Raw genomic sequence first — 12,856 nt, forward strand, 5'->3', positions numbered from 1 at the left:
GACCGTGCCGCCGGCGGCGGCCGCGGGCGCCGACTCCGGCAGGGTCGCGGTGCCGTGCACGGTCAGCGGCTCGTCGCCCGCCGGACCCAGCGCCACCTGGGCGCCGCGCAGCCCGCGCGCGCTCCCGGCGGCCAGGACCGCGCCCGTGTCGTCGCTCAGGGTGAGCTCGAGATCCGCGCCCGCGGGGCCGGAGACCTCGCCCAGCACGAGCGTGAGCGGCGCAGGACCGCCGTCCGCGGGGCGCGCGGTGATGTGGAACGTCGAGGAGCCACCGGGGGCGGGGACGGGGACCGGCACGCGGCCGCCCGTGCCGGGGCGCAGGTCGAGGCCCGCGGTCGGCGGGGCGCTGGACGCGCCGAGCGCGCCCGCGCCGAGCACGCCGCCGACCGTCAGCGCGATCGCCGCCGCGACCACCCGCGACACCAGCTTCCGCATGCCCGTCCACTCCCCTCGTCGTCGTGCGGCGCCGGGGCACCGCAGGGTGCGCGGCCCCCGGGGACGCGCCCGGACGACGGCTCCGGGCGCGGTCGGCGGCGGTCGCGTCCCACCTCCGCCGTGACAGCGTCGACGCTACGTCGGCCGCACCACTCAACCGCCCGGGCGAGGGGCCGTTGAGGGGTCCCCTCAGCCGACCACCTGCGGCCTCATCTCCCTGTAGGTGGCAGCCACCCGGCCGCCGTGCGGTCAGAGCGCCGCCGCCACCGCTCGCCCGGCGGTCCGCCCCGTCAGCAGGCACCCGCCCAGGAACGTCCCCTCCAGCGCCCGGTACCCGTGGGCGCCGCCGCCACCGAAGCCCGCTGCCTCGCCCGCCGCGTACAGCCCGGGCACCGGGGCGCCGTCGAGCCCGAGCGCGCGGCCGTCGAGGTCGGTCTGGATGCCGCCGAGCGTCTTGCGCGTGATGACCCGCAGCCGCACCCCGATCAGCGGGCCGGCGGCCGGGTCCAGCACCCGGTGCGGCCGCGCGACCCGCAGCAGCCGGTCGCCGCGGTAGCGCCGGGCGTTCCGGATGCTCTGCAGCTGGGCGTCCCGGCCGAACGGGTTCGCCAGCTCGGCGTCCCGCTCGCGGACCTGGCGCTCGATCGCACCCGGGTCCAGCAGGGGCTCGTCGGTCAGCGCGTTCATCCCGGCGACCAGCTCGCGGAGCGTGCCCGCGACGACGAAGTCCTCCCCGCGCTCCTTGAACGCCTCGACGGGCCCCGGCGCACCCCGGCCCAGCCGCGTGCGCAGCAGCAGCCGGTAGTCGCGGCGGGTGATGTCGGGGTTCTGCTCCGACCCGGACAGCGCGAACTCCTTCTCGATCACCTGCTGCGTCAGCACGAACCAGGAGTGGTCGTACGGCTGCAGGTCCGGGTCGGCCCGCAGCAGCCGGAGCGTGCCGACGGTGTCGTGGCCGGGCAGCCCGGGCGGCGGCAGCCGCCGGCCGAGGGCGTCGAACCAGAGCGAGGACGGGCCCGGCAGGATCCGGATCCCGTGCCCCGGCCACACCGGCGCCCAGTTCGCGATCCCCTCGGTGTAGTGCCACATCCGGTCCCGGTTCACCACGCGCACGCCGTCCGCCGCCGCGATGTCGAGCATCCGGCCGTCGACCGACGCCGGCACCCCGGTCAGCATGGTGCGCGGCGGGGTGCCGAGCCGGTCGGGCCACCAGCGGCGCACCCGGTCGTGGTCGCCCCCGATGCCGCCGGTCGCCAGGACGACCGCCTGGGCGGTCAGCGTGAAGTCGCGCACCGGGTCCCGGTTCGTCCGGACCCCGCGCGGGGCGTCGTCGTCGGCCAGGACCGTGCCGTGCACCCCGGTGACCGCGCCGTCCGTCCGCACCAGCCCGTCCACCCGGTGCCGGAACCGCAGCAGCAGCCGCCCGTCCGCCGCGGCCGCGCGCACCCGGTCCGCGAACGGCTCGCTGATCCCGGTGCCGCTCCCCCACGGCACGTGGAACCTCGGCACGGAGTTGCCGTGCCCGCCGGGCAGCCCGTCGCCGCGCTCCGCCCACCCGACCACCGGCGTGAACCGGACACCGCGCTCGTGGAGCCACGGGAGGGCGTCCCCCGCGGCGAACTCGACGAAGGCGCGCCCCCAGCGCACCGCCCACGCGTCCTCGGGCAGGTCGCCGTCCAGCCGGTCCCAGCCGGCGGAGGCCTGCCAGTCCCGCCACGCCAGGTCGAGCGAGTCCCGCACGCCGAACCTGCGCTGCATGGGGCTGCCGACCAGGAAGATCCCGCCGAACGACCACCACGCCTGTCCGCCGAGGTCGGCCGGGCTCTCCTGCTCGACGAGCACCACGCGCCGGCCGGCCCGCACGAGCTCGTCGGCGGCCACGAGCCCGGCGAGGCCGCCGCCCACCACGATGACGTCCGCGTCCACGCGCCTGCACCCCCGCCGCCCGCGGCGCCGCCCCGTCGCGGCTCCGGCTGGGGCGAGCCTAGCGAGGGCGCCGCTCAGCCGCGCCGACGGGGCGGCACCCCCCGGCGACGCGCGGCGAGCACGGCCGCGCCCGTCCCGACGAGCGCGGCCGCGACGAGCAGCAGCAGGCCCGCCTCGGCGCCGGTCACCGGCAGCCCGAGCACGTCCGACCCGCCGGCCGCCTCCCCGGGTGCACCCGGGTCCACCGGCCCCGGCGGCGTCGGGTGGGTCGTCGTCCGGCACTCCGGCTCGTCGGGCGGGCAGGGCTGCGCCCCGTCCGCGGTCACGAGGTTGACGAGCGTCGCGACGTCCGGGTCGGCCGACACGACGACCTGGTAGGTGAGCGTCGCGGTGTCGTCCAGCAGCGGGATGCTCCACGTGAGCGTCGTGCCCGCCAGCGCCGCCGTGCCGGTGCTCGCCGTGACGCTGCCCGGCACCAGCGACGCCGCGCCGAGCACCCCGGCCAGGTCGTCGACGACCGTCACGGCGGTCGGCCGCGCGGCGCCGGTCCCCAGGTCCGAGGCGGTCAGGGTGTAGGTGACGACGTCGCCGGGCTGCACGGTGGTGCCCGAGGCCGGGTCGCTGGACTTCACGACGGTCCAGGTCGACGGGTCGGCGACGTTGGTGAAGGTGCAGATCATCGACCCGAGCGCGTCGACGGTCACCGTGGCCTCGCGCGGGGACGGGCCCACCCCGCACTCGACGCCCGTCAGCGAGTACCCGCCGGGGGCGTCGGGCGCCGTCGACTCGGTCAGCGCGTACGGGGTCCCGGGCCGCACGAAGAACACGGCACCGAGCGGGACGGAGGTGCCCTCGACCGTCGTCGGGCCGAGCCCGGCGGGGAGGTCCGGCCCGAGCGGCGTGGCGGTGAGCGACCAGGCGTCCGGGGGCGCGGGCGACCCGTCGGCGTTCTGGACCACCTTGCGCAGCGCGAGCCGCGCGGTGTAGTTCACCAGCTCGCAGGTGATGCGCTGCCCGAGCGCCGGCACCACGCTGCCGGTCAGGCCGTTCACCACGTCGCCGAGCAGCGTGCCGTCCGCGCTGAGGATGCGGCAGAAGGCAGAGCCGGTCGACCCCGGGACCGCGTCCGGACCGCGCTGGTCGACCTGCGCGTACCACGGCGCGCCGCCCGACTCGGCGAGCACGTAGGTCGCCCCGGGGGTGACGGCCACGTCCGTGACGCCCGGCGACCCGGTCGGCCCGGCCAGCTCGGTGCCACCCGGCCCCGTGGCGGTGAGGTCCCACGCGGTCGGCGGGCTCGTCCCGCCGAGGGCGAGCTTGGTCAGCGAGAGCTGCGTGGCGCAGGTGACCGTGTTCGTGACGGCGACCGAGGTCTCCGCCGCGGTGAGCGTCAGCGGGTAGAACGTCACGGCCGGCGGCTCGCCCGGGTCGGCGCCCGCGGGGCGCACCTCGGACGGGAAGGTGTCACCGACCGCGGCGCCGTTGATCGCCGTGACCGTGGCGCTCTCCAGCGTGCACAGGTCCCGCGACCCGAAGGACACGGCCTCCGCCAGTCCCACCTCGTCGCCCACCAGCAGGTCGGTCGGGACGCCCCAGCCACCGGCGACCGGGTCGGCCTGGCCGGGGACGGTGAGCCACAGCTCGGCCGTGAGGTCCGAGGGTTGGGCTCCCTGCGCGAACGTCTCGCCGTCGACGACCCAGGTCTTGTCGACCACGAGCGAGGCGGGCGGGGTCGGGGCCTGGTTGTAGATCACGCAGCTCACCGCGGAGTTCGACGTCATCGTGAACGTGAACCCGGGGTCGGCGGCGTCGTCCACGTTCGTCACCGGGACCGCGGCGCCGTCGGGTGCGTCGGGCGACCGGGCGGTGCACACGGCGTTGGCCCCCGCCTGCGGGAGCAGGGTGTAGCCGGGCTGCTGCGCCTCGGTGACCGTGATCGTGCTGCTCCCGGTGAACGACACGGGGAAGTTCACCGCGCCGGTGCCGTCCGCCGAGGTGACCTGCGTGCCCGGCAGCCCCCCGACCGCCGGCGACGCGTCCGCGGTGAAGGTCCAGCCCGCGCCCGCGGGCACGGCGTCCTCGACGCCGCCGCCCGGCGGGACGATCGCCTTGACGACGGAGAGCGACGGGGCGCACTTGGAGAACACGAGCTCCCGCAGGGCGGCGCCCGCCTCGTCGAAGTCGGTGCGGTAGAAGTCGGCGACCTCGACGTTCCCCGCGGCGTACTCCACGGTGCCGGACACCGACTGCAGGTTCAGCGCCGCGTTGTCGTCGCTCACCCCCGCCCCGACGCCGACCGCGAGCAGGCGGGTGCCCCGGGCCTTGAGCGCGTTGGCGGAGAAGATGCCGTTCTCGATCTCCCGGAACCGGGTGTAGCTGCCGTTCCCCTGCGTCGGGTCGGAGTAGTAGGTCGGGTTGCCGTCGGTGATGAGGATCGCCAGGTCGTACGCCTCGGCCGCCTCGGCCGGCGCGGCGATGCCCCGGTCCCAGTTGGTGCCGCCGCCGACGGTCCACCCGGAGTAGAGGCTCTTGAACGCCGTGGCGTCCGCCGTGGTCGACACCGGCCGGTGCTCCGGGTAGTTGGCGGTCGCCCCGGCCGCCGGGGACAGCGCGGCGAACGAGAACAGCGACATCCGCGACGGCGTGCCCGTCAGGGCGTCGACGAACGTGTCCGCGGCGCCCTTCAGGTCCGGCAGGTTGCCGCCGACGGAGCCCGAGAGGTCGAGGATCAGCGCGACGTCCAGGCCGCACTGCTCCGGCAGCAGCGGGTTGTTCCGCGACTGCTGCCACACACCGCCGGACGCGGTGGGCAGGTTGGACGTCTGGGACACCATGAACGTGCCCGTCCCGCCGGGCTGGCCCGACGTGGTGGTCTGGCCGGCGTACACCGCCGGGGTCTGGAACTCGTAGGGCCGGGCCACCCCGGCGCCCCCCGTCACGGTGCTCAGCACCGGGTTGGTGAAGTACCCGACCGGCGCGCCCACCTGCCGGACGTAGAACCGGGCCCCGCAGTTCGCCCCGGCACCCGTCCCGCTGCACAGCCCCGAGGTTCCGCGCTGCGCGTCCGGCACGAGGAAGTTGCAGTCCCCGTCGGCGTCGGACGTGCACGTGCCCCACGTCGCGGTGACCGGGTTCACGCCGTTCGCGCCGCGGTACAGCTGCAGCACGACACCGGGCAGCCCCGCGACCGCGGAGACGCCGGTGCGGTCACCGCCGGCGCGGACGCTGATCACGGCCTCGTTCCCCGTCGGCTGGGCGACCACCGCCTGCGCCTCGGGCGCCCGGCCCCCGAGGGTCAGGCACCCCAGCAGCGCGAGCACGGTCAGTCCCACCGCCGAGACACGGATCCGTACGATCGTCACGAGGCCCCCCGTCGGCCTGGGCACGCACCTGCATCCCGCGCGCGTCGCACCGCACGCCCGGGCACCGGCGCGACGACCACCGCATGACGCTCGCGCCGGGGGGACACGGGCTGGGTGGCGGCCGCGGAGGCCGGCACGCGCGAGTCTAGCCACGACGTGACGCGCGTCACACCCCTTGCTGCGTCACGGACCGATGACGCCTCAGGGGTGCAGCGGCCAGACCACCGGCACGACGAGCACGACCACCACGAGCCAGGCCACCGTGAGCACCGACCCCAGGCGCCAGTAGTCGCCGAACCGGTAGCCGGCCGGGTCCTTCACGATCATGTTCGCGGGGGTCGCCACCGGGGTGAGGAACGACGCCGCCCCGGCGGCGGCGACCAGCATGAGCACCGGCTGCGGCGCGACACCGACGTGCTCGGCGGCCGCGAGCGCCACCGGCGTCACGACCAGGACGGTGGCGGCGTTCGACACGAACTGCCCGAGCGCCACCGTCAGCACGAACAGGGCGACGAGGAGCACCCGCCCGTCGCCCTCCGGCACCAGCCCGACCACCACGTCCGCGACCAGGTCGGCGGCGCCGGACTCCGCGATCGCGACCGACAGCGGGATCAGCCCGCCGATCAGGACGAGCGTCTCCCAGGGCACCGCCCGCAGCGCCCGGGGCACGTGCACGACCCCGGTCAGCACCATCGCGACCGCGCCGACCAGGCCCGCGGTCGCGGGCGCGACCACCCCGGACGCCAGCAGGGCGATCGTCGCGGCCAGCACCGCGGCGGCGCGCGCCGCCGGCCACCCCAACCGCGCGTCTTCGTGCACCGTCGCGCCCGCCGGCGGCGTCGCGGGCACGCGGTCCGGGAGCAGCCGCCCGCCCAGCAGCACGGTGACGGCGACCGTGACCAGCGTCAGCGGCACACCGAGCCAGGCGAACTCGACGAAGCCGAACCGCTCTCCCGTCGCCTCGGCCAGCGCGTCGGAGACGATGACGTTCACCGGGCTGCCGCTGAGCGTCAGGAGGGCCCCGGCGCTCGCCGCGTACGCCAGCGGGATGGCGAGCCGGGACGTCGCGAGACCGGCCCGACGGGCGACCAGCACGGCTATCGGCAGCACGGCGGCGGCGGCCCCGTTGGGGGTGACGAGCGCCGAGGTGAGAGCAGCGAGCGCCATGACGGCCACCAGCACCCGGCCCCCGGAGGTGCCCGCCCGCTCGAGCAGGCGGTCGCCCGCCCACGCGGTGACGCCGGTGGCCTGCAGCCCCTCGCTCAGCACGAACAGCGTGGCGATGAAGATCACGACCGGGTCGCCGAACCCGGCGAGCGCCTGCTGCTGCGTCAGGACCCCGGTGGCCGCGAGCGCGAGGGCGGTGAGCACCGCGACGAGCGCCGCCGGCAGCCGGTTCCAGACGAGCAGGACGACGGCCGCGGCCAGCACGAGCAGGCTGACCGCGGCGTCCGACACGTCCCCGACCGCTCAGAGACCGAACGGCCGCGCGACCTCGCGGAGGGTGTCGGCGGAGTGCCGCAGCGCCGCGGCCTCCTCGTCGGACAGCGGCACCCGCAGCGGCGTGCCGGCCCCGGCGTGGCTCACGACGGTCGGCACCGACAGGCACACGTCACCGAGGTCGCCGTACCCGTCGAGCAGGGACGACACCGGCATGACCCGGTGCTCGTCGTTGATCACCGCCTCGACGATCCGCGACCCGGCCAGCCCGATGGCGTAGCTGGTGGCGCCCTTGCCCGCGATGATCTCGTACGCCGCGTGCACCACGTCGTGCGCGATCCGGTCCCGCACCTCGCGGGTCAGCGGCTCCCGGCCCGGGAGCGGGTCGAGCTCCAGCAGCGGGACCCCGCCGATCGTGGCCGCGGTCCACAGCGGCACCGCGGTGTCGCCGTGCTCGCCGGCCACGTACGCGTGCACGTTCTGCACCGCGACCCCGACGTGCTGCGCGATCAGGTACCGGAACCGCGACGAGTCGAGCACGGTGCCCGAGCCGAGGACCTGCTCCCGCGGCAGTCCGGAGTACCGGAGCGCGGCGTAGGTGATGACGTCGACCGGGTTGGTCACCATCACGAACACCGCGTCGGGCGCCACCTCGGCCAGGCGCGGCATCATCGTCCGCATCAGCCCGATCGTCGCGCGGGCCAGGTCCGTCCGGCTCTGCCCCGGCTTCATCTTGGCCCCGGCGGTCACGACCACGACGTCCGACCCCGCGCAGGCGGTGATGTCGTCGGTGCCGACGACGTGCGCCATCGGCATGAACTGGATGCCGTGCGCGAGGTCGAGCGCCTGCGCCCGCACCTTGGTGGCGTCGATGTCGTGCAGCACCACCTCCCGGGCGGCGCCGCGCATGAGCACGGCGTACGCGAGCGTCGCGCCCACCGAGCCCGCCCCGATCACCGCCACCTTTGCCGTGGGCGGGCGGACCGGCACGGTCCCGCCCTCCGCCTGCCGGTCGAGCCCCTCGACGCTCTCCTGCTCCCCTGCCACAGCAGCCCCCCTCGCCGCGCGTGCACCGGCGTCCCCGGCGGGCTCCAGGCTAGGCCGCACGGGGCCCGCTGGGAACGGCCCCGGTCGCCGCCCGCCCGCCCAGATCGCCGGAGGCGGGGCCGGCAGCCGTAGGCCGTTCCCCACCCGATCGTCGCGGCCCCGCCCGATCGATCGGGTGGGGTCGCGACAACCGGGTGGGGATCGGTGCGCCGTCCCGACGGTGACCGTGACCGTCCCCCCGGCGCCGCCGGGGACGGGCCCGGACCTGGGCGCGGGCGGCCTCGGTCATCGCGCCGGGCGCGACCGGGCAGGGGCCGGACACGCGACGAGGGCCCGGTCGCCATGACCGGGCCCTCGTGGAAGCGGAGACGGTGGGATTTGAACCCACGGAAGGGTTGCCCCTTCACGACCTTAGCAGGGTCGCGCACTAGACCTGGCTATGCGACGTCTCCAGACTGCGACACAGTACCGGGCGTCGCGGGTACCCGGCAAAGCGGCCCGTGCAGGCGGCCCGCCGGCGCCGGGGCGTCAGTGCTCGAAGCCCCACTCCCGGTCGGTGAGCATCCGCGCCACCGCGAGCCCGACCGACAGGGCCACGACGACGAGCCCCGCCTGCACCCCGTAGGCCAGCGCCTCGGTGGTGTCGCCGTTCGACAGGTAGAAGACCGCGCGGTACGCGGAGACGCCGGGCACCATGATCACGACCGCCGGCACGGACACGGTGATCCGCGGCACCCCGAGCCGGGGCGCGATCACCGCGGCGAGCAGCCCGACCAGCAGCGCGGCGGCGGCCGCCGCCGCCTGGGGCGCGACCTCCTCCACCAGGTACAGCCGGCCGGTGTTGGCGACCATGCCGACGACGGCCGCGCCGAGGGCCATGCGCCACGGGCTGTTGAACATGAGGGCGAACCCGAGCACGCCGACGAAGCTCGCCACCATGCGGAGCACCAGCAGCAGCCCGGCGTGCAGCACCGGCGCGGCCTCGGGGTCCGGGGACAGCCCGACCGCGATCGACACCCCCCACACCGCGAGCGCCGCGGACGTGAGGATCATCAGCGCGTAGGTGAGCCGGGCCACGCCCGCGGAGAAGTCCAGCTTGGCCAGGTCGAGGCCGCCGGTGACCAGCGGGAACCCGGGCACCAGGAACAGCACGGCCGAGATGTACCCGGCGGCGTGCCGCACCTCGGTCGCGCCGAGCCCGTGCACGACCGACACCAGCCCGAGGTACGCCAGGCAGGCGAGCGCGGCGGCGAGCATCGTCACGCCGAACTGGTTGAACCCGCGGTGCAGCAGCACCCGCCGGGTCAGCTGGCCGAGCCAGGCCGCGACGAACGCGCCGGCCATCTCGATCGGGCCGCCGTTGTTGAGGAACGCGAAGGCCGCGCACGCGACGGCCGCCCACAGCGCGTTGACGGCGTCGGGGTACAGCGGCCGCTTGCGCTCGATCCGGTCGAGCTCGGCCGACACCTCCTCCACGGTGGCGCGCCGCCCGGAGGCGGCGAGCGAGCCGGCGAGGTGCTCGAGCTCGGCGAGCCGGTCGGCGTTGATGCCGACCGAGCGCACCTCGGCGACCTCGGTGCGGAAGCTCGGGCCGCGGTGCGACGTCGTGGTGATCTCGGTCAGGGTCACGTGCGCCTCGTGCCGGTCGACGCCGATCGCGCGGGCGATCCGCGCCATCGACGACTTGACCCGGTAGGACCCCGTCCCGGCGGACAGGCTCAGCCGGCCGACGCGCAGGGCGACGCCGGACTGGCGGATGAGCTCGAGCTCGTCGTCGGTGGGTTGGGTCGGCACGCGCACCATGATGACGGCCGCGCACGGCCGCGAGCGGGACGTCGGTACCGGGTGGCGCGGTGCCCGGTCGCCGACGCGCCACGCCTCGCCGCGCGGCGCACCGGTCGGTACCGTGACCGCACGCGCTGGTCGGGGGACCGGCGCACGAGGCGTCGGGGGCACCGTGCGGGCGAGGTCGGTCGGCGGCACGCGGTGGGACGGCACGACGACGGCGCGGTCGGCGACGACCGGGCGCACCCGGGGCCGGTGGGCCGCCGCGGCGCTCGCCGGGCTGCTGCTCGGCGCGCTCGCACCGGGCGCCGGGCCCGCGCAGGCCGCACCCGCCGACGACTGCGCCGCACCGACCCGGACCGTGACCGGCTCCGCGTCCGGGGCCACGCTGGACGTCGCGGCCGGCGAGGTCGTGCTGCTCGCCGGCGGGACCCAGGCCGGCGGCGTGAACGCGCTGCCTGCCGGGGCGACGCTGTGCGTCGCGGCCGGGGCGACCCTCGCCCCTGCCTACCTGAACAACGCCGCCGGCACCCTGTACGTGGCGCCCGGCGGCACCGCGACGATGCCGTCGACCGCCGTGAACGCCGGCTTCGTCCTGGACAACGCCGGCACCGCCACGTTCGCCGGGCTCGCGCTCAACGGCCCCGCGACGGTGACCAACCGGGCGGGGGCCACCCTGACCGTCACCGGCGCCTTCACCCCGGCCGCCGGGACGATCGTCAACGACGGGACGCTGGCGCTGCCGGGCGGCGCGACCCTGAACTCCCCGGTGTCGCTCACCAACAACGGGACGCTGACCGCCGCGGGCACGACCATCGTCAACGGGCCGTTCCGGAACGCCGGCGCCGCGACCCTCGGCGGCGACCTGGTGGTCAACGGCTCCGGCTCGCTGACCAACCTGTGCGTGCTCAGCGCCGCCGGCGGGCTCACGAACAACGGCGGCTCCAGCAGCACCGGCCTGGTCGCGCTGGGCGGCGGGTTCGTCAACCAGGGCACCTGGCGGCAGACGCCCGCCGCGGCGCTCACCGCGACCACGCTCGCCGACGACGGCGCGGTCACCGGGTTCGGCCGGTACGTCTTCACCGGGACCACGAGCGTGCAGGGCGGGTTCGACGGCGACAGCTCGTTCATCCCGATCTTCGTCGACGTCCCCGGTGCCGTCTTCCCCGACGCCGGCGCCGGCTCGGTGACCAACGTCGACCTGCGCGACCTGACCGTGCCCGGCCCCGCCGAGTACCCCGCGCCCGACTGCGCCGACCCGGCCGCTCCGGCCTCCGCCGACGTGCAGGTCACCAAGACCGGGCCGGCGACCGTCGGCCCCGGCGGGCAGCTCACCTACACGGTCGACGTGACGAACGCCGGGCCCGACGCCGCGGCGGGCGTCACCGTCACCGACGACCTGCCCGCGACGCTCACCGGCGTCACCGCCTCGGCCGGCGGCGTGGTCACGCCGCCCACCGTCACCTGGTCGCTCGGCACCCTGGGTGTCGGCGACACCGTCACGCTCACCGTGACCGGGACCGCCCCGGCGGACGGGGTGCTGGTGAACACGGCCCGCGCCACCGCGACCACCCCCGACCCCGACGCCTCGAACAACGACGGCACCGCCGCCTCCGAGACGGTGACGACCGAGGTCACGCCCGGCCCCGACGTGGTCGACCCGCCGACCGCCGACGACCTCGTGCGCGAGACGGTCGTCGGCCGCCCGATCGTCTCGGCCGTGACCGGGAGCAGCCCCGACCCCGACCTGCAGCTGCGGTTCAGCACCGTCACCGGACCGTCCGACGGTGTCCTGGTCCTGCTGCCCGGCGGACGGTTCGGGTACCTGCCGGCCGCCGGGTTCGTCGGCACGGACACCTTCACCTACCGGGTCTGCGACAACCAGACGCCCGCGCGGTGCAGCGCGCCCGCGACGGTGACGCTGATCGTGCACCCGCTCGCGGTCGACGACGAGACCACGACGCTCGTCGACCAGCCCGTCACCATCGACGTGCTGGCCAACGACCCGCCCGGGGCGGTGCTGTCGACCACGCTGGTGGACCTGCCCGACCACGGCCTGGCGACCGTCGACCCCGCGACCGGCACCGTGGTCTACACGCCGGGACCGGGGTACCTCGGCACCGACGCGTTCACCTACCAGGCGTGCGCCCCCGACGACCCGGCCGACTGCGCCACGGCCGTCGTCACCGTGCACGTCTGGCCGGACAACGCGCCGCCGGTCGCCCCGCCGCTGTTCCTGGAGACGACCGTCGACACCCCCGTCGCGGGCGACCCCGCCGTGAGCGACCCCGACGGGGACGCCGTCGCGATCACCTCGACGTTCCCGACGTCCGCCGGGGGGACCGTGACCGTCGCCGGCGGGACCACCACGTACACGCCCCCGCCCGGGTTCGCGGGTCGCGACCTGTTCCAGTACACGGTGTGCGACGACGGGACCCCCGTGCTGTGCAGCACCGGGCTGGTCATCGTGCTGGTCGACCCGGTGGCCGTCGACGACGCCGCGACGACGCCCGAGGGCACGCCCGTGACCATCGACGTCGCCGCGAACGACCGCGGCACGGTGCTGGCACCGGACGTCACCGCCGGACCCGGGCACGGGTCCGTCGAGCTCGTGGGCGGGGTGCTCGTGTACACGCCCGCCCCCGGGTTCGTCGGGACGGACGCGTTCACGTACCGGGTGTGCGCGGCCGACGTCTCACCGGCGTGCGCGAGCGCCGTGGTCACGGTGACGGTGACCGGTGCGGGCGGCGAGGACGGCGGGGGCACCGGCGGCGGGACCGGCGGCGTGCCGGTCCGCGGCAGCCCGTCCCCGAGCGCGCCGCCGGCGCCGCCCGCGGTCGTGCCGCTCCCGCCGCCCGGCC

General features: G+C 76.3%; 7 protein-coding genes and 1 tRNA gene. 1 reads left to right on the plus strand and 7 read right to left on the minus strand.

The features are described from left to right. From FA014_RS13105 to FA014_RS13135, 7 genes are all read right to left on the minus strand, one after another. A partial coding sequence (locus FA014_RS13105; protein ID WP_230323137.1) for a hypothetical protein occupies positions 1 to 435 on the minus strand: 435 nt, incomplete at its 3' end. Positions 436 to 684: 249 nt separating this feature from the next. Further along, a complete protein-coding gene (locus tag FA014_RS13110; RefSeq protein ID WP_154730113.1) occupies positions 685 to 2,361 on the minus strand; it encodes an FAD-binding dehydrogenase in 1,677 nt (558 codons plus the stop codon). A 74-nt stretch (positions 2,362 to 2,435) separates the two neighbouring features. After that, positions 2,436 to 5,723 (minus strand): DUF7927 domain-containing protein, encoded by a 3,288-nt coding sequence (locus FA014_RS13115; RefSeq protein WP_154730114.1) that lies wholly within the window; start codon positions 5,721 to 5,723, stop codon positions 2,436 to 2,438. A gap of 201 nt (positions 5,724 to 5,924) precedes the next feature. Next, positions 5,925 to 7,181, minus strand: coding sequence for an SLC13 family permease (locus tag FA014_RS13120; protein WP_154730115.1), 1,257 nt, complete (start codon positions 7,179 to 7,181; stop codon positions 5,925 to 5,927). A 12-nt stretch (positions 7,182 to 7,193) separates the two neighbouring features. Beyond that, positions 7,194 to 8,153: an L-lactate dehydrogenase gene (locus FA014_RS13125; RefSeq protein WP_154730118.1), complete on the minus strand. Its 960-nt coding sequence runs from the start codon at positions 8,151 to 8,153 to the stop codon at positions 7,194 to 7,196. 420 nt (positions 8,154 to 8,573) lie between these two features. Next, positions 8,574 to 8,662 (minus strand) — tRNA-Ser (locus FA014_RS13130). A 76-nt stretch (positions 8,663 to 8,738) separates the two neighbouring features. Beyond that, complete coding sequence (locus FA014_RS13135) at positions 8,739 to 10,004, minus strand: threonine/serine ThrE exporter family protein (protein ID WP_154730116.1); 1,266 nt, start codon at positions 10,002 to 10,004, stop codon at positions 8,739 to 8,741. 163 nt (positions 10,005 to 10,167) lie between these two features. On the opposite strand from FA014_RS13135, the gene FA014_RS13140 reads away from it, so the two are divergent. Further along, a partial coding sequence (locus FA014_RS13140; protein WP_154730117.1) for an Ig-like domain-containing protein occupies positions 10,168 to 12,856 on the plus strand: 2,689 nt, incomplete at its 3' end.

The organism is Cellulomonas hominis (assembly GCF_005239125.1).
Taxonomy (GTDB): Bacteria; Actinomycetota; Actinomycetes; order Actinomycetales; family Cellulomonadaceae; genus Cellulomonas; species Cellulomonas hominis_A.